Source organism: Hirschia sp. (assembly GCF_058892565.1).
In genome coordinates, this window is the sequence record NZ_JBZXVU010000003.1 from 154845 (window position 1) to 180148 (window position 25304).

Here is a 25304-nt window from a genome sequence, read left to right on the forward strand (position 1 = left end):
GCTTCATGCAGCTATGATTTGCCGCAGCTATATTTGGAGATACGCATTGCGCAAGGTATTTGGATCAATCGCCCTTTTAGCATTTTTAGCCGTCTATATCGTCGTCGCAGTACACCTTGGTGAAATGCTTCAAGGCAAAAAAATCCTGTCTATCCTATTTTACTGTATCGCTGGTATTGGCTGGGCACTTCCCCTCAAGCCTCTATTGCAATGGATGCATGCCAAGGACGAAGTGCTACCAAAGAACGAGATTGGCGAATAACGGACTAAACTCTTTTAAACGCCGCAATACTGCCTTCTGCTTCACCGCCTTTCGATTGCCGCTCCCACATTTGAGCATAAATGCCATGAAAAGCGAGCAAATCATCATGCTTGCCATGCTCAGCAACATGTCCGTCTTTCAATACAATAATCTCATCTGCATCTGCAATTGTTGAAAGTCGGTGCGCAACCACCAAAGTTGTGCGCCCCTTTGACGCTAATTCCAGCGCATGCTGCACTTCTGCCTCAGTCGTCGAATCAAGCGCTGAAGTCGCTTCATCCAAAACAAGCACTGGCGGGTTTTTCAAAATTGCCCGCGCAATTCCTAAGCGTTGTTTTTCTCCACCAGACAATTTAAGGCCGCGTTCCCCAACGCGTGTTTCCCATTTATCCGGCAAACCATTTATGAAATCAAGCAATTGCGCCTGATCCGCTGCCGCTTCAATTTCTTCTTGGCTAGCATCAGGCGCGCCGTAAATGAGGTTCTCTTTGATCGTGGTATTAAAAAGAACCACCTCTTGAGGCACCAGCCCTAACGCTTCTCGAAGAGATTTTTGCGTCACAGACCGTAAATCCTGTCCGTCAAAAAGCACCTGCCCTTTTTCAACATCAAAAAATCGAAATGCCAGCTTGAGCAATGTCGATTTCCCCGAACCAGACGGCCCCACAATCGCAAGCTTCTTGCCGGCCTCAGCCACAAAACTCACATCCTCTAGCCCTGCAGAACGACCATCATGTGAGAAAGCCGCGTTTTTAAATTCAACACGGCCACCCTCCACTTTTAGCTCTTTGGCATCTGGTGCATCCGCAACTTCGGGCACCATATCCATCAAGCCAAACAATTTTTCTAAATCAACACTACCTTGTTTGATCTCCCTCCACGCCCAACCAAGAATGTTCAGTGGTCTATATAAATTCATCAAAATTAACGTCACCGCCGCAACATCGCCGGGTTTCAAACCACCATTAATAGCGGCCCATACGCCCAGCCCAGCCACACCAAACAGCCCTAAATTCATGATGAATTCTTGGCCAGCATTGAGCAGCGCCAAGGAACGCGCCGTCGCGACGAATGATTTATTATAGCTCAAAAAGGATTGATTATGCCGTTCAGTTTCGCGCTCTTCAGCGGCAAAAGCTTTAACGGTCTCAAAATTTGTGAGGCTATCAACAGCACGCCCGCGAAGTTCTGTATCTTCTTCATTCAGAACACGGCGCTGCCTTACACGCCATTCGGTGATTGAGAGCGTAAAAATCACATACACCACTACAGTCACCACAGCTATGAGCGACATGCCGATACCAAATTTCACGCCCAACACAACCGACGCCAACACCAATTCAATAATGGTCGGGCCGATATTGAATGCCAAAAACCGGATCAAAAAATCAATGGCACCTGCCCCCCGCTCGATCATCCGATTGAGTGCGCCTGTGCGGCGCGTCAAATGAAAACGCAGAGATAATTTCTGCGCATGTCCAAATGCTTCAACAGCCACAACGCGCATCGCATCCTGACTGATCGGCGCAAACAACACATCGCGAAGATATGGAAAGCCCGTCGACAGAAAACGCGCACCAACCCACAACGCCATCCCCATTAGCACCGAATAAAATACCGAATCACCATCAGAAAGTGCGTTAATTGCATCTCCAAAAAACAATGGTGCTGACACCGCAAACAGCTTTGCAATCACCGTCAGGGCAAACGCAACAATCATCAATGGGCGCCATTTAGACAATTCAGGCCGTGCCAACACAATCAATATGCGACCGATAGACGAGATCAGCCCTGCATCGGAACTTTCAATACCATCATTGTCGGCACTTGCTGCCATTTTTCCGTGTCCGCGTGGGCTCATAACTTTCTTTCCGAGTGCAAATAGTTGAATTTCTACAACCTGCACTCTCCCTTTTGGTTTCAAACCCATATATATGATTCAGAGTATAAATGGAGATGGTATATGTCCGGAATCAAGTCTGTATGCGTTTATTGTGGGTCATCTAACGATGCTGATCCATCCTACACCAAGCTTGCACAAGAATTAGGTAGAGCAATTGCCAAGCGCGGCTGGAGACTTGTTTATGGCGGTGGAACTGTCGGATTAATGTTCGCTGCAGCTGAAGCCGCGCATAAAGCAGGCGGCGAAGTTCTAGGCGTTATCCCGCAATTCCTGCAACGCATTGAAGGCAATTATGAAGACGTGCCGCACATTGTTGTTGAAACCATGCACGAGCGCAAAAAACTTCTATTGGATGAATCTGAAGCATTTGTCGTACTACCCGGCGGTATTGGCACGCTTGAAGAAGCTGTTGAAACGCTTTCTTGGGCCAAACTTTCCCTACACGCCAAACCAATGGGTTTCCTTTCCAAAAATGAATATTGGACACCGTTTTTTGAGTGTATGGAAAAAATGGTCGACGCAAAATTCGCACCGCCATCCATGCTCGATCTCGCATTCACATCCGATGACGCAGACCATACATTAGACGAGCTAAAAAAGCGGTATGTGGATGTGGGTTAGAAATTGAATTATGAGTAAGTCAGCATTCGTATTAATTTTTCTAATTATACGAGTGCTTTATAACAATCCCGCCTATGCGCATTCTGGTGGCAAAGATAAAAACGGCTGTCACACAGACCGGAAAACTGGAAATTACCATTGCCATAATGGAGGAAAAGGAAACCCTCCGCTATCTCCAAATCGTTCATCTGCTCCAAACCTAAATTCCAATTCTGCCGCCCCATTCTTCAGAAGCTGCAAAGAAGCTCGCGCGTCTGGGTATTACCGTATGAAACGTTCTGACCCGGGTTATCGTCCCGCCTTAGATCGAGATAATGATGGTATCGCTTGCGAATAGCCATAAACTGACGCTTGCTATTTACTGACAACTCTCACCACTACCCAGCCGTTACTGCCGGAATAACTGCAGCAGCGACTATCACAGAAATAATCGCTGCTTCTGTCTCCTTGATGACTTTCACAAAAGCTTCCGAATTCATAAACTCGGCTTTCTTCATCTCTTTCAGCCGCGCCTTTGAAGACTTGTATAAGTCCTTCTCTAAATTGTGCTTCAAAAAACCTGCCGCTTCAGAAAGAATGATGAGCAATCCGATTTTATCATCAATTTGAGAGATAGGGAGATTAGGATTTAAAGCCGCTTTAATTTCTTCAATCAGTCCCGCCTCTATTCTGCCATTCACAGTTGGCCATTTGGTTTGTGGGATCAATCCAAACAGTTTTGATTTCTCTTCACTCACTGCGCCAATTTCACACAATTCCTGCGCTAATATTTTTATGAATTTAGATTTTTGAGATATTCGCTCCGCCCACGATTTTATAGGACGCGCTTTGCCATCTGTTTGCATGTAATTAGCAATCGTCGACAGGAACTGACCCTGAACAATTGCATCAGGTTTACATGTGTATTTTGGTGTCTTGCCACTATCACTTACTAATACACCCGACAATAATAATTCAGTCAGACCTACCCCCGCCAAAGCCTGCGGAAAATATCCAGAATACAAAGTCCCTTTTTCATCCTGCAATGCCAGCAACATGAGTGCTTGAGATAATGTCAGAGAAGAATTCATGTGCTGCACTCCTAAATGAATTTTTATTCATATAAGAAACACCTCAAATTTGCTAAAAAGAAGGCAGACAAAGGAAGTCCAGCACTCACGCGCTACAAACGCGTCATTGTGACTATAGAACCTTGATATAAACGCGACAGCCATTCCACATTATATCAACACCAGAGACACAAAAAGCCGCAGATTATTTATACATCTGCGGCCTTTTTATCTTTAATTGTCAGATATTACCCTAGACGTGCCAACACTTTTTCACGTCCGAGCAGCTCGATCACCTTATTCATTTGCGGTCCATGGGCCTGTCCTGTCAGCGCCAAGCGAAGCGGCATAAACAAGCCTTTTCCTTTGCGGCCAGTCTCACTTTTCAGAGCATTCGTCCACTCTTTCCAAGTGTCCTCATTGATCGCGCCTTCCGGCAAATGTTCAGCAGCCCCAGCAATGAAAGCCGCATCTTCAGCTTCAAGGTCAGCTTTTTCAATTTCTCCAAAGAAAACAGGAAGCCAGACCGCCGCATCATCAACTTTTTGCAAATTCTCAGCGACTAATGTCCAAAATTCCGGTGTCGCTAGATCGCCCATCGGCAAAGCATTTAGACGCTCTTTTGCATCCTCAAATGTCAGCCCATGCGTGATTTCAGCATTAAGGCCCATAAGCTCTTTTTCATCAAAACGCGCAGGCGCACGCCCAATCTTATCAAAAGAGAATTCAGACGCCAAAGTTTCAAGACTATCTTTCAGCTCAACCGCGTCAGATGTCCCGATTTTTGCCAACAAAGAAGCAATGGCTATAGGCTCAATTCCATCTTGTCCTAATTGCTGAATTGATAATGATCCCAAACGCTTAGAAAGCCCCTGACCATCAGCCCCAATCAATAAAGGCGTGTGCGCCATTTGAGGTGTTGTGCCACCAAGCGCACGGAAAATCTCAATCTGTGCACCAGAGTTTGTCACGTGATCTTCACCGCGAACAACATGCGTGATCTTAGCATCAATATCATCCACAACTGACGGCAATGTATAAAGATAAGACCCATCCGCGCGGATCAGCACAGGATCAGAAATCGACGCTGTATCAATAGATTGCGGGCCGCGCACAAGGTCAGTCCATTCACATGGTTGACCCGATAATTTAAAGCGCCAGTGCGGTTTACGCCCTTCTGCTTCGAGCTTTGCCTTCTCATCATCCGTTAGCTTCAGGCCTGTTCTATCGTAGACAGGCGGACGACCACGAGACAATGCAATCTTACGCTTACGGTCTAATTCTTCGGATGTTTCATAACACGCATATAGCAAACCATCGGCTTTTAGCTTTTGGGTCGCTTTATCATATTCAGCAAAACGCTCGGATTGTTTGAATGTGTCATCCCATTTCAAACCCAACCAAGATAAGTCTTCTTTGATACCGTCTTCATATTCCTTTGTGGAACGCTCAAGATCCGTATCATCAATACGCAATACAAACTCACCACCCTGTCCTTTTGCGAACAACCAGTTGATCAGTGCTGTACGCACATTACCTACGTGAAGACGACCAGTTGGGGACGGTGCGAAACGAACTTTGCAAGACATGTATGATTTCTCAGATATTAGACACGGCGATTTTCGCCAAAACTAGCGCATGTATTCCCGCAACATGAGGAAATACGCAAGAGCTAGCGTTAATTTTGACTGATTTGAATTAGCGCGAAGCTTTTCGCCAACCAGATGCCCAAGCTTCTTCTTCGGTACAAAACCATTGCTCACCGTTTTTCACATTGATGCTCGTGCGCTCATAGTCACGCTGTCCACGCACATGAAAAATACGATTACCAGATCCAGAAGAAATATTGCCTTTAATATCGCATCCTATTTTCACTGGTTTTGCCTGATTAGCTTTAGCCCGCGCTTCATTTACTTCACGAATGTGCTTTCGGTATTCATGCGGTCTTTCAAACTCTGAACGCCAGATCCCACGATTATTAGCATGTGCATCTTTTTCAGCCTCTACATATCGCGTCGAATATTGCGTATAGGCAACCGCCCAACCATTGCGAACCTGAGCTTCATTCAGATCGATCTCACCCACACGACAAATAGAAACAGCACGTTTATAACGATCAGTGTCATAGACCGTACACGCCACAAGCTTGTTTCCAATAGCGCGCTCTAATGCTTTACGGGATGAACGACCACACGCCCATTCTTCACCGCGATAATTACAAGTTTGCTTGCCTTCCAGTGCATCAATTCCAAATAAACGGATACGCTCAGCACCAATTCGCAAACTATCACCATCCGTGACATCAGCGCGCCCTGATATTACTTGTAACGTCCCGTTCGTAGTGTTGGCTTTATCAGTTGCAAACACACTCAAAGACGCTAACGCACCCAACGCAACAGAGAAGACAAAAGAGAGTATTTTCATACCCTCAAACTAACGTGCAAGCCTTAACGAAAGGCTGATACCAAACCTATTTTCAAAGCAATGCTACGCCATGAAGCACAGCAATTTGCGCCCTATTGTCCCATACGACCTAAGGCCAATTCAAAGCCCAACACATAAACTGATAGATTGTCATCGAAAACTTCGCAGCACGATAAGCGAGAATTACAAGCTTTAAAGCTTTTGGGGCAGGACAACAAAATGAATGCAACTTTATCGGTGGAAACACTTCGTGAGAACGCAATAAACTCACCGCAAGAATACTGGGCTGAAGCCTCTAAACTCATCGACTGGATGATACCACCAGAAACCATTTTAGATGCCTCAAACCCGCCTTTCTATCGTTGGTATCGTGGCGGCGTCATGAACACTTGCTACAATGCAGTTGATCGCCATGTGGGTGCTGGCAGAGGTGAACAAATTGCTATTATCTATGATAGTCCCGTTACCGGAAAAAAACGCCAATACACTTATAAAGACCTTCAAATAGCCGTTGCTAGAACCGCCGGAATGTTGGTCAAATACGGTGTTTCAAAAGGTGACCGTGTCATCATCTATATGCCAATGGTGCCTGAAGCCATGTTCGCTATGCTTGCCTGTGCGCGCATTGGCGCTGTTCATTCTGTTGTCTTCGGCGGATTTGCACCAAAAGAACTTGCCAAACGTATAGAGGACGCCAAACCCAAAATTGTCATGTCGGCATCTTGCGGGATAGAACCAAACCGTATTGTTCACTATTCTCCGCTTTTAAAAGAAGCACTCGCTTTATGCGAACACGAAGTTGACAAATGCATTATTCTCGAACGCCCACAAAGCCCTGTTACCTTGAATGAAGAGACGGATGTCGATTGGCTAACCGAAATGCAATTCAATCGGCAAGTTGATTGCGTACCTGTTATGGCGACTGACCCGCTATACATCTTGTATACATCCGGTACGACGGGTGTGCCTAAAGGCGTCGTCCGTGACAATGGCGGACATGCTGCTGCACTTTGTTGGTCCATGAAACATATTTATGGCACAAGCCCGGGCGATGTATATTGGGCCGCTTCAGACATAGGCTGGGTCGTAGGTCATTCCTATATCACCTACGCCCCCTTATTGGCTGGCTGCACGACAATAATCTATGAAGGCAAGCCAATAGGTACACCTGATCCCGGTGCGTTCTGGCGCGTCATAGAAGAATACCACGTAGATATCTTCTTCACTGCCCCAACTGCAATCCGTGCAATCAAATGCGAAGATTCAGAAGGTAAATATCTTAAAAACAAAGACCTCTCATCTCTAAAAGCTTTATTCCTTGCAGGTGAACGCGCCGACCCAGACACATTGCAATGGGCCGAAACCATGTTGAAAAAACCGGTTATCGACCATTGGTGGCAAACCGAGCTTGGCTGGCCTGCTCTGGCAGCTTGTTTGGGGCTTGGTGATACGCATACAAAACACGGCGCAGCAGGGCGCGCTGTTCCTGGTTTTGATATTCAGATAATTGATGAAAACAACGATCCCGTACCCACTGGAGAAACCGGCGACATAGCAATCAAACTTCCTCTTCCACCAGGGTGTTTGCCAACACTTTGGCAAGGCAATGATAAAATGCTGGAAAGCTACCTTATTGAACATGAGGGATTTTACTCCACAGGTGACGCCGGATACATTGATGATGAAGGCTTTGTGCATGTGATGAGCAGAACCGACGACCTCATTAATGTTGCTGGTCACCGCTTATCCACGGGCGGCATGGAACAAGTTCTCGCTAGCCATCCAAGCGTTGCTGAATGCGCCGTTGTTGGCGCTGCAGATTCCTTAAAGGGGCAAACACCAGTTGGCTTTGTTGTCCTAAAAAAGGCAAACACCATCCAAGATGATATTCTCATCAAAGAACTAGTTGCCAAAGTTCGAGACACGATAGGTCCTGTCGCTGCGTTCAAGCGAGTCCATATCGTCTCCAAACTTCCTAAAACACGCAGTGGAAAAATCTTACGAAAAACCATTCGTCAGATTATTGATGGTGAAGATTGGGTCACACCCGCAACCCTTGATGACCCTGCCGGACTAGATTCCATTGCCGCAGCTTGCGCTTCATAAATTGATACGACACACGAATGTTTCCAACCATGGAAACATCTAGCCTGCTTCCAACCTCCCCCCGAAAACTTGGAAGCAGGCATTTTTTTACCAAAACTAAGTTTCGTTATCGCCGCCGACAGCCGCAGATAGTGACGCTGCTAGGAATTTATCCAAATCCCCATCAAGAACACCTTTAGTATCTGATGTTTCGACACCCGTACGAAGATCTTTGATCATCTGATAAGGCTGAAGCACATACGACCGGATTTGATGCCCCCATCCGATATCGGTTTTTGCATCCGCATTCGCTTGTGCTGCTTCAGCACGTTCTCGCATTTTCAGTTCATAAATACGTGCGCGAAGCATGTTCCAAGCCGAAGCTCTGTTCTTATGTTGCGAACGATCTGACTGACACGCCACTACAATACCTGTTGGCGCATGCGTTAAACGAATAGCCGAGTCGGTTTTGTTGATGTGCTGACCACCTGAACCAGAGGCACGATAAGTGTCTGTTCGTACATCTTTATCTTCAATTTCAACTTCTATTGTATCATCCAACACCGGAGAAACAGCAACAGAAGAAAAACTAGTATGACGTTTCGCATTTGAATCAAACGGCGATATTCGAACAAGGCGATGCACACCAGATTCGCTTTTTAACCAGCCATAGGCATTTTCACCAGACACTTTCAGGGTCGCAGATTTAATACCCGCTTCCTCACCATCATGACTGTCTAATTCTTCAACCTTCATACCATGCGCATTCGCCCAACGCACATACATACGCCGAAGCATATTAGCCCAGTCCTGACTTTCCGTTCCTCCTGCTCCAGCATTGATCTCAACGAAACAATCATTGCCATCAACTTCGCCAGATAGCAGCGCACTTAATTCAGCGCGTTCCGCACGGATAAGAGCCGCTTTCATGGACTCAACGATATCCTCCAGAAGGCTATTATCACCTTCCATCTCGGCCATCTCTGTCATTTCTTCCGCGTCAGAAATCTCTGTTTCCAATGCTGTGATGTCGTCCATCGCAGTCACGATCTTGGTGCGTTCTCGCATTAATTTCTGAGCGTTTTCAGCATCATTCCAAAAATCAGGATCTTCAGAAAGAGCATTCAATTCTTCTAGTCTTTTGCTGGATACATCCCAGTCAAAGACGCCTCCTCAGCAGTTCAATAGACTGCTGGATTTTATCGGCCATTGCCTGAAGTTCAGGGGTCATAAATATCTCGATCGCATTAAATTAAAGTCCGATTTCGCCTTGTTATACCAAGGTTGAATCGGTTCAGAAAACGAAGAACGCCAGCAATAGCCCTTAATACGTGCCGTATTCAAGCTCTTGATCTGGTTCTTCTTCTCGAACGGGTGGTTGATAGGGGGTAGCCTGCCCTAAATTCGGAGATTGTGATTGTTGCGCATCACGACCAAACCCTAAATCTCGAAATGGCGTTGCCGCTGGTGTTGGACTGGCCACATCACCCACAGAAAGGTCACCTAAACCGTCAGCTTCCTCTCCTAATTGGACACGACCATTCAGCGGCGCTGAATTATCATTCGCCGTCGATGAAGAATCATAAGGTGAAAAATCACCGTTTCCATTCGAGGTCACACCATCCTGATCATCATATTCAAAAGATGGTTCATTCACTGAATTATCACCATATGTAGAAGCGTCAGGTCCAGAATATGTACCCTCGCTACCAGATTGCGATTGGTTACGCTGTGCTTCGAGTGATGCAATCCATGAATCTAGATCTTCTGAATTTCCACCAGGTTCCGTGCCGGGTTTAAATGCTTCAAGAATAGTTACTCGCGTATTGTGATCGGGCAGTTTTCCTGTCTTCGCATCGACTTTCACCAAGCGTACACCTGATGGCAAGCGGAATGGCATTGATGGTGCTTCCTGTAGAGCTTTCATCATGAAATCGCGGAAGATTGGCGCTGCGACTCGACCACCGGATTCCCCGTTTCCTAGTGTTTGAGGTGTGTCATATCCAACCCATACTGCGACGACGAGATCAGGTGAAAAGCCAACGAACCACGCATCCATATAATCATTCGTTGTACCGGTTTTTCCGGCAACTGGCTTACCGATTACCCGTAATCTTGATGCCGTTCCACGCTGAACAACTCCCTCCATCAAAGAGACGGTCTGATAAGCTGTAATCGGATCGAGAACTTGTTCGCGCATATCTTCAAACACAGGCGGCAATTGGCCAGACCATGGCGCATTACAGTCTACACATTCTTGTGTTTTACGACGCTGAATTGTCTTTCCATATCTGTCTTGAATACGGTCAAGGAAAACTGGTTCAATCCGCTTACCGCCATTGACGAACATAGCATAAGCCGTCGCCATTTTTATTGGCGTTGTATCTCCTGCCCCAAGAGTGCGAGATAAATATGTCTGAGGTCCAAGAATTCGGCGTGCTTCTTCTTCTGTCGCATCTGCCGGAGGATATGGATAAATTCCAAGTTTACGGCCATATTCTGCAATTTTTTCCATCCCCACATCCTGCGCCAATCGCGCAGTCATTAGGTTTCTCGATTTCTCAATTCCCAACCGTAAAGTCGACTCGCCATAGAAACTTCCAGCGGCATAATTGCCCGGCTTCCACAAACCTTGCGGCGTATCAACAACGAAAGGAGCATCAAGAACCGTGCTTGCAGGTGTGAAATTTTTACCGGTTTTCGGGTCAATACTATCTAGAGCCGCCGCATAAACAACAGGCTTAAAAGATGATCCAGGCTGACGATAAGCTTGAACAGCACGGTTATATTGTGATCGCCAGAATGAATATCCGCCCGCCATAGACAAAACCCGACCTGTGTGCGGGTCCATCGCAATCAACGCCCCTTCAACACCGGGCAATTGTCTTACGTGATAAGGCGCATCTTCTTTAGGCGTAACTTCATCCATAATAGTCCGCTCAAGGACGTTAGGAGGAAGCTGCTGCGTTACAAGAATAACATCCCCAACCTTTAAACCTGATGATTTTCCATCGGCTGATTTGTAGGTTTTTACCCATTTTCGACTTTCTTCGGCCAACCAACCTGTCTTGTTTTCTTCTAACCCTAGTTTAACTGCTTTATCATCTACAGCGAGGACAACCGCTTTTTTCCAATGTCCTGAACCACTTGGCGTACTAATTTCAAAAAGGGCATTATCCCAGTCATCGGTAGGCTTTTCAATTTTCGCAAACGGACCGCGATAGAATTTCGTTCGGCGATCATAGGTTTCTAATCCCATTTGCAAAGCAGTTTGGGCCGCCAACTGAAAACGCGAATCGAGTGTTGAACGGACTGATAGCCCCTCCTCATATAATAGCTTTTCAGCTGCAACTTGTTGCTCAGCTTCTTCTGCATAAGGATCAAAATCGACGCCTTTAAGCTCACCCTCTTTTGCACGGCGCAGAATATCTCTGCGCACTTCTTCAACGAAATAAGCCGATGCGAGCACTTCGTCGCTTCTGAGCCCATCAACAGTGGTGAGTGGTTCTTTTTGAGCCTCTTCAGCCTCTTCTTCAGTGATGTAACCATTCACCGCCATCCGTGAGATAACCCAATTACGTCGCGCCACTGCAGCGTCTGCTCTTCGGTAGGGGTTTACTTTTCCGGGTGCTTTAGGCATCGCACCAAGCAATGCTGCCTCAGCAATTGTGAGATCACGCAGAGGTTTTCCAAAATAATTTATTGCAGCCGCACCCACACCATATGAGCGCCCACCCAAATAAATTTCATTCAGATAAAGTTCCAAAATTTGATCTTTAGTAAAAATGCTTTCCAGACGGCGGGCAACAAACGCCTCGCGCACTTTGCGTACAATCGAACGTTCAGATCCAACCAGCATGTTTTTGACGGTTTGTTGGGTAATTGTAGAACCACCCGTAATACGTCTTCCGCGTATACCATTTAATATGACACCACGTATTATACCTTTAGGGTCAATTCCATTGTGTTCGTAGAAATCCTTATCTTCAGCTGACAAGAAAGCTTGAATAACCCGATTTGGTAATTCTTCTTTGGGAATAAATACGCGGTGCTGACGCGCAAATTCTGCAACGAGCGTTCCATCACCGGCATGAACACGGCTAGTAATAGGCGGCTCATATGTTTTGAGTTCACGGGGCGCAGGCAAGTCGCGTGTGACTGAATAAACCCATCCAAGAATACCTGCCCCTACAAGGCCGGCACAAAAAGCTGCGAGAAAAAGCAGTTTTCTAAACATAAAGTATTCAAACCTATTCACTTAGACGGACTCAAACCTGAGACCAATTATGACGCTGAGCTGCAAACCTGTCGAGAATCACCTCGCAATTAGGTAACTTTATGGCGTGTCTTGAAAAACTTTAAAAGCTTAACGTTGCGCGACGTAAAATTCCTGATCTGCGAAAAAGATATCTATAGCTTCTGCAATACCCTTTATAAGTTTTTTTCGTTCGCGTGGAGAAGTTAAAATCGCTTCATCTGCTGCATTCGTCATAAAGCCCATCTCAAATAGGACTGCTGGAACGTCTGGTGCTAACAGCACAAAAAAACCGGCCTTTCGGTGCGTGTTTCGTAAAGTAGGCCATCTATTTTTGGTGATTGAAGGGATTAATAACTCTGCAAACTCTGCTGACCGGCTTTTTGTTTCCCGTTTCACCAAATCAACCAGTATCGCCGTCACCTCTTCTGAGCGCTCTTCATCTTTTTCGATCTCTAACATCCAATTGTTGGAATTTTTTAATCTGTCAGAACGTTTCTCACCGGAAGCAGACAAAGTGTAAACTGAAGCACCACGCGTTTCTGGTTTTTTCCCAGCATCTGCGTGCAGAGAAATAAACAAATCGACATTATAAGAGCGAGCTATTTTAACGCGATCTTCCAGCTCAATAAAAACGTCTGTGTCTCGTGTCATAGCAACATCAAAACGTTTGGTCGCTAGTAACATTTGTCTAAGGTCTAGCGCCGCAGCTAACGCAACATCCTTTTCTCTAGTATTATGCACACCAATAGCACCGGGGTCTTTGCCTCCATGACCCGCATCTATGAATACAAGTGGTTTTCTTGTTTTGTAGTTTTTAGCCAGACTTTTATGACTTTTCGAACCATCATCATTAGCTTTGGCTTCAAATTCCACATCTGAAATTTTCTTCAGATCAAGGACAATCCGGTGACTTTTTTCATCACCCTTAGGTTTAATTCGAAAAGCATTTACGATGTCAGCAGGCTGATCTAAATCTAATACAAGCCGAGATGTAGACGGTGAATTGTGGCCATATCGGTATTGCATAACCAGGCCACCACCGTCTCCTTTGCCAGCCTCACTTGTTAGGCCATTTATACTCCATCGCAGACGCGGCATATCCAAAACAATGCGCTTTGAGCCATTTGAGAGGGTGAAATATTCATAATTTAGAGGCTCATTTGCATCAATAACGACACGCGTCGCAGCCCCGTTTTCACCGAATCGCACTTCGGTGATTCTTGCTATTTTATTTGAATCTGCAGATGCAACGCTGCCTAGAATGCCATAAACCAAGCATCCAACAACAAAAATTACGTGTCGCAACAAAACTGCATTCCTCCGCCAAGATCAGCCTAAAATAGTAGCTTTATCTATACGAACAATGAATTAAGGCAGATTAAACACCAATTAGCGGCAAAGTTTATCTTTCTTTTTTCTAAAAGATTGTGCAAGTTAGTAACCTGTTGCGTTTATGCAGCACTAATGAAGCAAGTCCATATTAGCGAAAAAACGCTAGACTGCTCCATTTTAGATATTCGAGTTTCAAACGTGCGAAGCTGGCAGATCCAAATAGTAAGGAAGCCAGCCGCCGGATAAGGAAAAAGATGGGCAAGACCCTATCACAATCTGAAATCTGCTTTGCGCGCTCTGGAAAGCGTCAAATGACGCATACCCTATTCAGACATAGCGGGATGCTGGTCGCCAACAATTGCGCCGCCCCGCCTAATAACAATGAGGCTAACCTACATGAGCAAGCTCATGTTGATCGACGCTGCTCACCCAGAGGAAACTCGGGTGACGGTCGTCGCCGACGGACAAATCGAAGACTTCGACTTTGAGGCACGTGATAAACGACAACTAAGAGGGAACATTTATCTTGCAAAAGTAACCCGCGTGGAGCCATCGCTCCAAGCAGCTTTTGTTGAGTATGGTGGTAACCGTCACGGGTTTCTTGCTTTTTCTGAGATCCACCCAGATTATTATCAGATCCCTAAAGAGGATCGTGAAGCCCTTCTTGCTGAAACAATGGCGTCATCTCGTCATGATGATGATGATGTTGATGAAGAAGATTCCGTTGAACATAATCATGATTCAGATGACTCATCTGATGAAAATTCTGAGACAGAAAATCTGTCATCTGAAGGCGATGATACGCTTGTAGATGAAGACACTGACTCAAGTTCTGATGACGACAATGCAAAACAACGCGCGCCTAAACCGCGTCATCAAAAGCCATCTCGTCGCTATAAAATCCAAGAGGTTATCAAGCGCCGTCAGGTCTTGCTCATTCAAGTAGTTAAAGAAGAGCGCGGCAATAAAGGTGCGGCTGTTACAACATATCTATCCCTCGCGGGACGTTATGGTGTACTCATGCCGAACACGGCGCGCGGCGGTGGTATCAGCCGTAAAATCGCAAACGCCGCAGATCGCAAACGCCTCAAAAAAATCATGGGCGAATTCTCTGTGCCAGAAGGCATGGGTCTGATTATCAGAACAGCGGGTGCCAAGCGCACCAAATCTGAAATCAGCAGAGACTATGATTACCTTATAAGATTGTGGTCAACCATTCGAGATCAAACGCTAGACTCGATGGCCCCCTGCCTTATTCATGAGGAAGGTGACCTTGTGCTTAGAGCTATTCGTGACCTTTATGATCGCGACATCGACAACATAATCGTCGAAGGCAAAGAAGCATACGTTCAGGCGAAAAACGTCATCAGCATGCTAATGCCGGATCACGCAGAAAAGGTGATAGAGCATAGCCACAAAGCGCCGCTATTTATATCTCAAGCGGTTGAAGCTCAGCTCGATAATATTTTCTCACCAGTCGTTCAGCTACCTTCTGGTGGATATCTGGTGATTAATCAGACAGAAGCTCTTGTTGCAGTTGATGTAAACTCGGGTAAAGCAACACGCGAACGCAATATCGAAGCAACCGCAGTCAAGACAAACCTTGAAGCCGCAGCTGAAGTATGTCGCCAAATGCGCCTTCGTGATTTAGCAGGCCTCGTTGTTATCGACTTTATCGATATGGAAGAATCCAAAAACAATCGCGCTGTTGAAAAGAAAATGAAGGATTGTCTTTCTATTGACCGCGCACGCGTTCAAACAGGACGTATCAGTCAATTTGGATTATTCGAAATCTCTCGCCAACGTCGTCGTGCAGGAGTCCTCGAATTATCTTCTGAGCCTTGTAAAGCATGTCAAGGAACAGGACGTAACCGCTCCATTGAATCAGCTGCATTGCAATTACTTCGTGCTATCGAAGAACGCGGCGCTGATGGACGCGTGGATAGCGTTGCAGCAAAAGCGCCTTCTGAAGTTGCTCTCTACATCCTAAACCACAAACGCGATTCCATAACATCAATGGAAGCAAGTACAGGCGCAGACATTCTCATCAGTGCTGATGATGAAATGATGCCTGGTGACTTTGCAATTGAAGCAACAGGTGATGGCAATATCATTGCCTACAAGCCAATTGTTCCAATTGATGCAACGCCAAAGAAACGTCGTCGTCGTCGTCCAGAAGAGGACGAAGAAGCAGTTGATAATTCTGAACAAAACGACACCTCAGACGAGGAAGACGATGATGAATTAGATGAAAACTCACGCCGTCGCAGACGTGGTCGTCGTGGTGGACGTCGTCGCCGTGGAAACGAGACTGGTTCAGAAGTTTCTGCTGACGGTATGGAAGTCATAGATGGAGATAGTGAAGAAGAAAGCGAAGACACAAATAATTCTTCCAACGCTTCAAAATCACGTCGCCCTCGCCGTCGTCGCCCCCGTCGTCGCACACCAGATGTTGCAATGGATGGAGGAGAAATGTTGGATGCTGTTGCATCTGCGCCCTTTCTCGCAATCGTCTCCCCAGAAGAAGAAGAGGATGAGGCGGAACAAGAAGTCACAGCAGAATCACAGTCCAACTCTGAAGAAAACAACAATGAAAACGGGCGTTCCAGAAATGGAAAACGTCGTAGACGACGTCGCAAAAACGGCAACACTGACACAAATGAAAGCAACACTTCAGAAGAAAGCCAAGCAATTGCTTCGGACGTTTCTAAAGAAGAAGCCGTAGAGGCTGCAACTAAAGAAGAAGCTAAACCAGCGGAAACTGAAGTGCCAGCTCCTACTATGTCAGAGCCAACAACAGACGTGTCTCATGAAGCAAATGACGCTTCGACTCCTCTAACCAAAGAAGAGCCGGCAAAGAGCGAATCAGATTCTGAGACTTCAAAATCAGATGAGTCCACTTCTGCACCTAAAAGTTCAGAGGAAGCTCCCGTTGAGCCAGTTGCTGAAGTAAAAATAGACGCACCTGCAAAAGCAGAGACGGCAGAAACAGAACCTGCACCAGCGGAAGAAACGGCTTCTCTCCACTCCTTGCACGCGAACACCTCTACAATCGCGGAAGAGAAAGCGCCTAAAAAACGCAAAATTGGTTGGTGGAACAGAAAATAGGCGCTCGATTGCCTTAAGTTAGACATACACCCTTGAGATTAGTTGATAATTATTGATCAGTCTCAGGGGTGTTTCTTTTTGTATTCGTAATTTAAGATACAAAAAACACAGGGATATAGTTGTATACCGTGGGGTTATGAAGGAGACCGTCTAAATGGGCGTGTTTAAACGTTTGCCACATGTCGTGGCTCTGGCCGCGGCATTGCTTTTCGTCCCACTTCTTTCTGCAAATGCACAAAGTTTGGTGCGTGATGCTGAAATCGAAACGACACTAAAAAAATATGGAAAGCCGCTATTTGAAGCTGGCGGTCTAAATCCTGATGAAGTGAATATATACATAGTCAATGACAATAGCTTGAATGCTTTTGTAAGTGGCGGACAAAATATGTTCTTTCATACAGGGCTTCTCATTAAAGCAGAGACACCCCAAGAAATTCTCGGCGTCATGGCGCACGAAGCTGGCCATATTATTGGCGGTCACAATATTACCCGTACACAAGCCATGGGATCAGCTCAGGGCTCTTCATGGATCGCACTCGGTCTTGGTGTTCTAGCTGTTGCAGCAGGCGCACCAGATGCAGGTATCGCTTTGATGGCATCTTCCCAACAGGCAGCAGCCCTGACTTTCTTTAAATACACTCGAATTGAAGAAAGCTCTGCCGACCAAACTGGGTTAAGATTATTAGAGCAAACAGGCATCCCAGCTGATGGCCTGGTCTCCTTTATGGAGAAAATTCGCGTGTCTGAAGTTATGTCGACAATGCGCCAAGACCCCTATTATCGCACACACCCAGAAACTGGGCCACGTATTGGTGCATTACGTCATCGCGCAGAAACAATCACAGCCAAATCCGCTCCACTTTCACCCGATTACCAGCGTGAACTGGATATGATGCAAGCTAAGTTGATTGGTTTCTTGCAGCCACGTTCAACTTACATCAAATATCCATTGACTGATTTATCTACACCGGCGCGTTATGCCAGAGCCATTGCCGCCCACCGTAATCATGATGAAACAGCTGCTTTAAAAGAAATAGCTGCACTTGTAGAAATCGAGCCAGACAACCCATATTTTGAAGAACTATTTGGACAGATTTTGTTTGAGAACGGCAAGTTTGAAGATTCAATTCCTCACCACAGGAAAGCATTAGAACTTTCAACAAAACACTCTCTATTATATGTGAACCTTGCCCAGTCTCTAATTTCTTTAAAGACGAAAGAAGCAAACGAAGAAGCAGAAACTCTGCTTCACCAAGCTCTCATACTAGAACCAGATAATGGTTATGCTTGGCAACAAATGTCGTTTGCACTTGGTGCATTGGGTCGCAATGCCGAAGCAGAACTCGCGACGGCTGAATCAGCCTATGCGATAGGTGACTATGTCCGTGCGAATGTATTTGCTAGTCGTGCCAAAGAAGACTTAGCTGAAAGCACACCAAAATGGCGTCGAGCTGATGACATCTCGGCCATCACTCAGGTTCAAATGCGATCAGGTAGACAGGGCAACCGTTTCAGTCAGCAGCTCACAGTAACTGCTCACTAAGTTGTGATTATCTGCTAATATATTCGCAAGTGTTTACACACTATGTATGAACCAACAGCACAAATTTTGCCTAAAGGACTGATAACGAATGAACATGGGTTCCACAATAAAAACGACACTCGCGAGTGCCGCGCTCATATTTGCGGCATCTTGCTCACAAGCGGTATCGGAACCCGCGGGCAAAGTTTCAACAACCGATAAAGCGGCAATTGAAAAAATCGTTCATGAATATTTGGTCGCCAATCCTGAAGTTCTCGTTGAAGCCTTTCAAGCCTTAGAAGCGAGACAAGAGCTTGCAGAAGCAGAACAAAAAAAGCAATTCCTGCCCGCTTTCCTTGCACTGGAAAACGCGCCGATCCTTGGTGATAAAGACGCGCCAATCACCATTGTTGAATTTTTTGATTACAATTGCGGATTCTGTAAAAAATCAACGGATTGGGTGATGACGCAAGTCGCTTCCAAAGATGTAAAAGTAATATTCATGGAATTGCCTGTTCTAGATTCTAGAACTAAAACCTCAGCACTCGCCGCAAGAGCATCTGTAGCTGCCAGCATGCAAGGCAAGTATAAAGAACTACACATTGCTATGATGAAAGCAAACGGCCTAACAAAAGGCCGGATACTTTCAATTGCTGAAAAAGAAGGGCTAGACGTTCAGCAGCTCTCTAAAGACATGGAAAGCGCTACTGTATACCGCCTTTTAGAAGATACGATGAAACTAGCCGAACAAGCAGATATTCTAGCAACGCCAAGCTTTTACGTGAATGGGAAATTTGTATCAGGTGCCAACTTCCCTATGTTGGACAAATACATTTCCGAAGCCCGTGGCTAATTATGTAAGCATTGATTTTTAAAGAAAATATCAAAATAAAACGGCGGCACTATCTAAATAGTGCCGCCGTTTTAAATTAGATAAAAGCTAATCCAATCAACGTTTGGCTAAATCAAACCAGCCAAAGGCGAAGAAGGATCCGCATACATTTTCTTCTTCATACGCCCCGCCAAATAAGCTTCGCGTCCAGCGATAACAGCATGTTTCATAGCACGCGCCATCCGAATCGGGTCTTTCGCTTCAGCAATTGCCGTATTCATCAACACGCCATCGCAACCAAGCTCCATTGCAATCGCAGCCTCTGACGCTGTTCCAACGCCGGCATCAACCAGCACAGGCACTTTAGATTGCTCGACGATCAAGCGAATATTTATAGGGTTTTGGATTCCCAAACCAGATCCAATCGGCGCGCCTAAAGGCATTATCGCACAACATCCCACATCCTCAAGGCGGCGTGCATATACAGGATCATCCGTGCAATACACCATGACCTCAAAGCCTTCTTTTATAAGAACTTCCGCAGCCCGTAGTGTTTCCACCATATCAGGATAAAGTGTTTTCTGGTCAGCGAGCACTTCTAATTTCACTAGCTTCCAGCCACCAGCTTCACGCGCTAGGCGTAAAGTACGCAGTGCATCTTCAGCTGTAAAACAGCCCGCAGTGTTGGGAAGATATGTAAATTTTTCTGGGCTCAAATGATCACTCAAACGCTCCTGTGTAGGGTCCATCACATTTACGCGCCGAATAGCAACCGTGACGATTTCAGCCCCTGCAGCCTCTGCTGCTTTTGCATTTTGTTCATAGCTAGCATACTTACCCGTCCCGATAATCAAACGGGAATTAAACTCGCGCCCAGCAATTGTTAGAACATCTTTGGGGTTGGTCTCAGCGTGCATCAGCCGCCTCCTACAAATTGAATGACTTCCAAGCGATCGCCAGCTTCCAATTGCGTAGAATCGTAAGCGGATTTTGGAACGATTTCGAGGTTTCGTTCTACAGCCAGACCTTTTTCTGGCAATCCCAAGTCCTTCAAGAACTGACCTAAAGTCAGGCCTTCATCCAACTCTTTTGAATTTCCATTGAGAATTAGCTGCATATTTTGCCTCTCTTCTATAGTTTTCATCGTATTTCTTTGTTTTTACATAAGAACGTGCTTGCGTCTTTAGTCTCATCTTGCGAGTTTGCAGAATTACGAGGTGCTTATGAGTCTTATTCTTTATTGTCTAAATGGTCCAAACCTAAATCTACTTGGAACGAGAGAACCTGAGATTTATGGGAAGGAGACATTACAGGACATAGAAAAAATCGCTAGTGACAAAGCCAGTGAATTGAACGCGAAACTTACCTTTCGTCAATCAAATCATGAAGGCGAACTAGTGGATTGGATTCAAGAGGCAAGAAATAAAGCTTCTGCGTTGATTTTAAATGCAGCTGCCTATACTCACACCTCAATTGCAATCCACGATGCACTCAAGACACTGGAAATACCAATTATTGAACTGCATTTGTCCAACCCACACTCTCGCGAGTCATTTCGCGCAAACAGTTATGTCGCTCCATGTGCAAATGGAGTTATTGCAGGCTTTGGATCTGCCGGATATAGCCTAAGCGTTGAAGCGGCTGTCTCGCTCGTGAACAAACGGAGCATTAAATAATGGCTGATAAAGTCGAAAAGCTAGATACGGCACTTATCCGTGAACTCGCTAACATCCTAACAGATGGCAATCTTGGCGAGATTGAAGTTGAACATGGCGAATTGCGTATTCGCGTTTCCATGCCAGAACCGGCTGCAGTTTCTTACGCAGCTTCAGCGCCAATGATGGCACCAGCTGCCGCTCCGGTCGCTGCACCAGTAGCGGTTGCGGCACCAGCTGCTGCACCAGCAGACAATGCAAATGCGGTTAAATCTCCTATGGTCGGTACTGCATATTTCGCACCTGAACCAGGTGCAGCCCCCTTCATCGAAGTCGGTACAAATGTTAAGCAGGGACAAACTATCTTACTCGTTGAAGCGATGAAAACATTCAATCCAGTAAGCGCTCCTAAATCTGGTATTGTAAAAGAAATCTTGGTTTCTGATGGTCAGCCAGTTGAATATGGTGAAGCTCTTGTGGTGATCGAATAGGCCACAATGATGATAAATAAAGTTCTCATAGCAAACAGAGGTGAAATCGCACTGCGAATTCACCGTGCTTGTAAAGAAATGAACATTTCGACCGTTGCTATCCACTCAGAAGCCGACCGCGATGCAATGCATGTGCGTCTGGCCGATGAAAGTGTATGTATCGGACCTGCAGCTTCTGTGGACTCATATCTCAATATTCCAGCGATCATGGCTGCGGCTGAAATCACTGGGGCAGATGGTATTCACCCTGGATATGGCTTCCTTTCAGAGAATGCCAAATTTGCTGAAATCGTTGAAGCGCACGACATTGCTTTCATTGGACCCACAGCCGAGCACATCCGTCTAATGGGTGACAAAATCGCAGCTAAAGATGCCATGATCCGCACAGGTGTCCCCTGTGTACCTGGGTCTGACGGCGGTGTAGCAGATGTGGCTGAGGCTCAAAAAGTAGCCAAACAGATAGGTTATCCTGTTATTATCAAAGCTTCTGCTGGTGGTGGTGGTCGCGGTATGAAAGTCGCACTAACACCAGATGAATTAGAAACGGCCTTCCGTACTGCACGGACAGAATCTAAAGCAGCTTTTGGCGATGATGCTGTTTACATAGAAAAATACCTTCAAAAGCCACGTCACATTGAAATTCAAGTGATTGCGGATACTCACGGTAATGTTGTTCATCTTGGTGAACGTGATTGTTCTCTGCAACGTCGTCACCAGAAAGTATTTGAAGAAGCACCCTCTCCTGCACTTACTGAATCTGAACGCGCAGAAATTGGTAAGCGAGTTTGTGCTTCAATTAAAAAGCTCGGCTATCGCGGTGTTGGAACAATTGAATTCCTCTGGGAAAACAATGAGTTCTACTTTATTGAAATGAACACGCGTTTACAGGTTGAACACCCTGTAACTGAAATGATCACTCGCAAAGACCTTGTTCAAGAGCAAATCCGAATTGCCTCGGGCGAAAAACTATCCTTTAAACAAAAGGATGTGCAATTCATCGGTCATGCTATAGAATGCCGGATCAATGCAGAACACCCAGTCACATTTGTACCATCTCCAGGTACAATCAAAGACTTCCACGCCCCCGGTGGCTTAGGCGTCCGTCTCGATTCCGCCATGTATACGGGTTACAAAATCCCACCTCATTATGACAGCTTGATAGGTAAACTGATCGTGCATGGTATGACACGTGAAGAATGCCTTCTGCGCCTAAAGCGTGCTTTGGATGAGATGGTAATATCTGGTGTGGAAACGACTCTTCCACTTCATCTTCGTCTCGTGGAAAATGAAGATGTTGCAAAAGGTGAGTATGATATTCATTGGCTAGAGCATTTTCTAGCTAGAGAATCCTAAGGCAAAATTATGAGTGGTGGCTTCGGCCCAGATGATTTGCTGAATCTATACCGTCGCGGTGTCTTCCCCATGGGGGAAGATGCCGACGACACTCAGCTATTCATTGTTGACCCAGATCAGAGAGGAATAATTCCTCTCGATGCATTGCATATATCTAAAAGTTTGAGAAAAACGGTCTCAAGAGATGAGTTCCGAGTGACTTTTGATACCGCCTTTACAAGTGTGATGGAAGCATGCGCAGCCCCATATGAAAACAGAGAATCCACTTGGATTAACACGCCTATCATCAACCTTTATTCTGCTCTACACCGACAAGGATACGCGCATAGCGTTGAATGCTGGAAAGATTCAGAATTAGTCGGTGGACTTTATGGTGTAAGTTTAGGCGGAGCCTTCTTTGGCGAGAGCATGTTCTCTACACGCTCCAATGCATCAAAAGTCGCTCTTGTTCATCTCGTGGCGCGTTTATTGACTGGCGGCTACATCTTATTAGACACCCAATTCATTACCGAACACTTGTTAAGCTTAGGTGCGATAGAAATTCCACGCCATGAATTTCAAAATAAATTAGCAATAGCACTAAAAGCGAATGGTGATTTCTATTCTGATTTTAGTGCTATTCAATCCTCATCAATGGACGACTTCGGGATAGAAATTGAATCTATAAATGACCCAGAGCGCTCGACGGGAACCGCTTCTAAATCAGCTTCTTCGACGAATATTGGTTCTGGGTTAAAATCATCAATTGAAGGCAATCCCATCGATGCAGATTCATTGATATCTGATGAAGGAAGTGCTTCTTCTGGAATAGCATCAAACCCCAGATTGGATTCTTCATACAAATCCAATGGCTTTGCTTCGGTTTCCGGCAAAGCAGCACTGCAACTGATTACCCAAACATCATAAAGCGAATGCTCCAACGCATTTAACCCCGGAGAACTCGCAAACATCCATCCAGAGAAAAGCCTTGGATCATCATCCTTTGCTGTGCCGGTCTCTGCATTCACTCCCATAGATATCACTTCAAGATATGCAGCTGCTTCAGGTGGCTGATCTTCCGGTGGTGATTGATGGCAAGCACGGACAGTTAGCCCAAGACCACCAAATTGGACAGTCTCGTCCAATTCGATTTCAATATCTGTTGCCTTACCTGTAATTTTCTCAAGCGCTCGCACCTTCACACCCGGTCGTGGATCGAGTGCAAATGCTGTTTGAGTAGCCGAAATCAAAACACCAACAGCAACAAATGCAGAGCACAAACCTAATTTACGCATTTTCGTGAACTCCACAAATTTCTATCAGAATCAATTCAATCATCATTCCCTGATCATATGCCTAAATGTGTTAGGCATATGTCATCAAATAAATTCTACATAAAATATTACTGGGCTGCTGAATTATTAGCAGATATTGCCTCGGCAATATTCTTCAATCGCCCATCAAGAGATGTCGCAAACTCAGTCAATAAAGGTCCAAGTTCAACGGAACCACTTGTGTAGAGTATTTCATCACCAGGTTCGAGCATTGCTAATCCGCTACCAGGAAGCAATGCAATATGAGGCCCAGACAAAAACCCATCTGACGCTATTTTGGCAGTTGTATCTTCGTCCAATTCAATACCTTCAGCAACATTCATGGTAATCTTAGGAACGAGACGTGCCTTGTCTAACTCAACATCCGTAACCACGCCGACTTTTACGCCCATCAAACGTACATCTGTTCCTTGAAGAACTCCATTGATTGGACCAGTGAACTGAGCAGTCAGTTCATAACTTCCATTTCCAGCTGTTTTTTCTGATTGTTGTAATGAAAACCACAGAAAAACACCCGCAGCTGCAACAACAGCAATACCTACGATTGTTTCAAATAATGAATCACGCATCTGGATCCCATGCCTCGTAATCACCGGCAGTTTTAGTACGCTCGTCTGAACGCCACAAACTACCTTTAGGTTTGTAAGCTAACAAAGTCCCAGTCAAATTTGGCTGGTGTTGAAGCTCAAAAGACTTTTTCACCAATGGTTCTTCCGTTGGAGGTTTGTCAAAAGTATGGTGCATCCAGCCGTGCCAGTCTGGAGAAATACGCGATGGCTCTGCTGCACCGTTATAAATAACGTAGCGCCGCTTGCGACCTTCCTGACTCGGCTTCTTTTCTTCATAGAACTTATTGCCCCATTCATCATCACCGATAAACACGGCACGACGACCGATATCAAAACGAGTTCCAATAGTGGTGTTTTTCCACCAGCCAATAACAGACATGCGCGCTCCTTAAGAGATTTGCGGCGAATGTAATCCCCTCAAGGCATTACGTCCAGCGCCAACAGCCATGAGATTTCATCAAACCTGTGTCATACAAAATCTTGTGGGAAAATCCACACATTAACACAACATATATTGCACTATTGAA

22 protein-coding genes and 1 pseudogene are annotated in these 25304 nt (G+C 45.6%); 11 read left to right on the top strand and 12 right to left on the bottom strand.

All coding sequences use genetic code 11. The annotated features are described in order from the left end of the window. Positions 1 to 46 precede the first annotated feature (46 nt). Positions 47 to 262, top strand: a complete 216-nt coding sequence (locus AC5EF3_RS01390) for a DUF2842 domain-containing protein (RefSeq protein ID WP_493546743.1) — start codon at positions 47 to 49, stop codon at positions 260 to 262. A 4-nt stretch (positions 263 to 266) separates the two neighbouring features. On the opposite strand, the gene AC5EF3_RS01395 is transcribed toward AC5EF3_RS01390, so the two are convergent. Continuing rightward, positions 267 to 2123 carry an ABCB family ABC transporter ATP-binding protein/permease gene (locus AC5EF3_RS01395; RefSeq protein ID WP_493546744.1) on the bottom strand — a complete coding sequence of 619 codons (1857 nt, stop codon included), beginning with the start codon at positions 2121 to 2123 and terminating at the stop codon, positions 267 to 269. A gap of 102 nt (positions 2124 to 2225) precedes the next feature. Here AC5EF3_RS01395 and AC5EF3_RS01400 point away from each other — a divergent pair, with 102 nt between their 5' ends. Next, positions 2226 to 2786, top strand: a complete 561-nt coding sequence (locus AC5EF3_RS01400) for an LOG family protein (protein WP_493546745.1) — start codon at positions 2226 to 2228, stop codon at positions 2784 to 2786. A 10-nt stretch (positions 2787 to 2796) separates the two neighbouring features. Next, a complete protein-coding gene (locus AC5EF3_RS01405) occupies positions 2797 to 3123 on the top strand; it encodes an excalibur calcium-binding domain-containing protein (RefSeq protein WP_015827722.1) in 327 nt (108 codons plus the stop codon). A 40-nt stretch (positions 3124 to 3163) separates the two neighbouring features. On the opposite strand, the gene AC5EF3_RS01410 is transcribed toward AC5EF3_RS01405, so the two are convergent. The 3 genes from AC5EF3_RS01410 to AC5EF3_RS01420 form a co-directional block, all read right to left on the bottom strand. After that, the gene (locus AC5EF3_RS01410; protein WP_493546746.1) at positions 3164 to 3856 is read right to left on the bottom strand and encodes a GOLPH3/VPS74 family protein; all 693 of its coding nucleotides are present in this window, start codon (positions 3854 to 3856) and stop codon (positions 3164 to 3166) included. Between the two features lie 227 nt (positions 3857 to 4083). Then, positions 4084 to 5424: a glutamate--tRNA ligase gene (gene gltX / locus AC5EF3_RS01415; protein ID WP_493546747.1), complete on the bottom strand. Its 1341-nt coding sequence runs from the start codon at positions 5422 to 5424 to the stop codon at positions 4084 to 4086. Positions 5425 to 5533: 109 nt separating this feature from the next. Beyond that, complete coding sequence (locus tag AC5EF3_RS01420) at positions 5534 to 6259, bottom strand: thermonuclease family protein (RefSeq protein ID WP_493546748.1); 726 nt, start codon at positions 6257 to 6259, stop codon at positions 5534 to 5536. 219 nt (positions 6260 to 6478) lie between these two features. On the opposite strand from AC5EF3_RS01420, the gene AC5EF3_RS01425 reads away from it, so the two are divergent. Then, entirely contained in the window at positions 6479 to 8365 is a 1887-nt protein-coding gene (locus AC5EF3_RS01425) for an AMP-binding protein (RefSeq protein WP_493546749.1), read from the top strand. A gap of 96 nt (positions 8366 to 8461) precedes the next feature. On the opposite strand, the gene prfB is transcribed toward AC5EF3_RS01425, so the two are convergent. The 3 genes from prfB to AC5EF3_RS01440 form a co-directional block, all read right to left on the bottom strand. After that, positions 8462 to 9575, bottom strand: a protein-coding gene (prfB, locus tag AC5EF3_RS01430) for a peptide chain release factor 2 (protein ID WP_493546750.1) whose coding sequence is annotated in 2 segments (ribosomal slippage) — positions 8462 to 9505 and positions 9507 to 9575 — 1113 coding nt in all. Because the reading frame shifts where the segments join, the coding sequence is not laid out codon by codon here. 93 nt (positions 9576 to 9668) lie between these two features. Next, complete coding sequence (locus AC5EF3_RS01435; RefSeq protein WP_493546751.1) at positions 9669 to 12581, bottom strand: penicillin-binding protein 1A; 2913 nt, start codon at positions 12579 to 12581, stop codon at positions 9669 to 9671. 129 nt (positions 12582 to 12710) lie between these two features. After that, positions 12711 to 13907: an N-acetylmuramoyl-L-alanine amidase gene (locus AC5EF3_RS01440; RefSeq protein WP_493546752.1), complete on the bottom strand. Its 1197-nt coding sequence runs from the start codon at positions 13905 to 13907 to the stop codon at positions 12711 to 12713. Positions 13908 to 14330: 423 nt separating this feature from the next. On the opposite strand from AC5EF3_RS01440, the gene AC5EF3_RS01445 reads away from it, so the two are divergent. From AC5EF3_RS01445 to AC5EF3_RS01455, 3 genes are all read left to right on the top strand, one after another. Further along, a complete protein-coding gene (locus AC5EF3_RS01445; protein ID WP_493546753.1) occupies positions 14331 to 17042 on the top strand; it encodes an Rne/Rng family ribonuclease in 2712 nt (903 codons plus the stop codon). A 154-nt stretch (positions 17043 to 17196) separates the two neighbouring features. Next, positions 17197 to 18585: a M48 family metalloprotease gene (locus AC5EF3_RS01450; RefSeq protein ID WP_015827732.1), complete on the top strand. Its 1389-nt coding sequence runs from the start codon at positions 17197 to 17199 to the stop codon at positions 18583 to 18585. 88 nt (positions 18586 to 18673) lie between these two features. Then, positions 18674 to 19417, top strand: a complete 744-nt coding sequence (locus AC5EF3_RS01455) for a DsbA family protein (RefSeq protein ID WP_493546754.1) — start codon at positions 18674 to 18676, stop codon at positions 19415 to 19417. Positions 19418 to 19524: 107 nt separating this feature from the next. Here AC5EF3_RS01455 and AC5EF3_RS01460 read toward each other — a convergent pair whose 3' ends face one another. Further along, positions 19525 to 20313 carry a thiazole synthase gene (locus tag AC5EF3_RS01460; protein WP_015827734.1) on the bottom strand — a complete coding sequence of 263 codons (789 nt, stop codon included), beginning with the start codon at positions 20311 to 20313 and terminating at the stop codon, positions 19525 to 19527. Beyond that, positions 20313 to 20513 (bottom strand): sulfur carrier protein ThiS, encoded by a 201-nt coding sequence (gene thiS / locus AC5EF3_RS01465; RefSeq protein ID WP_015827735.1) that lies wholly within the window; start codon positions 20511 to 20513, stop codon positions 20313 to 20315. The genes AC5EF3_RS01460 and thiS overlap by 1 nt, the downstream gene beginning before the upstream one ends. A 106-nt stretch (positions 20514 to 20619) precedes the next feature. Between thiS and aroQ the strand changes: the two genes are divergently transcribed. From aroQ to aat, 4 genes and pseudogenes are all read left to right on the top strand, one after another. Then, positions 20620 to 21072, top strand: coding sequence for a type II 3-dehydroquinate dehydratase (gene aroQ / locus AC5EF3_RS01470; RefSeq protein ID WP_015827736.1), 453 nt, complete (start codon positions 20620 to 20622; stop codon positions 21070 to 21072). Further along, complete coding sequence (gene accB / locus AC5EF3_RS01475) at positions 21072 to 21542, top strand: acetyl-CoA carboxylase biotin carboxyl carrier protein (RefSeq protein WP_493546755.1); 471 nt, start codon at positions 21072 to 21074, stop codon at positions 21540 to 21542. Before aroQ ends, accB begins: the two co-directional genes overlap by 1 nt. Before the next feature lie 9 nt (positions 21543 to 21551). Then, positions 21552 to 22895 (top strand): acetyl-CoA carboxylase biotin carboxylase subunit, encoded by a 1344-nt coding sequence (accC, locus tag AC5EF3_RS01480; RefSeq protein WP_041302191.1) that lies wholly within the window; start codon positions 21552 to 21554, stop codon positions 22893 to 22895. Between the two features lie 9 nt (positions 22896 to 22904). Next, a pseudogene (aat, locus tag AC5EF3_RS01485) lies at positions 22905 to 23474 on the top strand (leucyl/phenylalanyl-tRNA--protein transferase); the annotation flags it as partial. 41 nt (positions 23475 to 23515) lie between these two features. On the opposite strand, the gene AC5EF3_RS01490 reads toward aat, so the two are convergent. From AC5EF3_RS01490 to AC5EF3_RS01500, 3 genes are all read right to left on the bottom strand, one after another. After that, complete coding sequence (locus AC5EF3_RS01490; RefSeq protein WP_493546756.1) at positions 23516 to 24169, bottom strand: DUF2155 domain-containing protein; 654 nt, start codon at positions 24167 to 24169, stop codon at positions 23516 to 23518. A gap of 107 nt (positions 24170 to 24276) precedes the next feature. Continuing rightward, positions 24277 to 24777, bottom strand: coding sequence for an MlaD family protein (locus AC5EF3_RS01495; protein WP_015827740.1), 501 nt, complete (start codon positions 24775 to 24777; stop codon positions 24277 to 24279). Then, complete coding sequence (locus tag AC5EF3_RS01500; protein WP_015827741.1) at positions 24770 to 25156, bottom strand: NADH:ubiquinone oxidoreductase subunit NDUFA12; 387 nt, start codon at positions 25154 to 25156, stop codon at positions 24770 to 24772. The genes AC5EF3_RS01495 and AC5EF3_RS01500 overlap by 8 nt, the downstream gene beginning before the upstream one ends. Positions 25157 to 25304 lie beyond the last annotated feature (148 nt).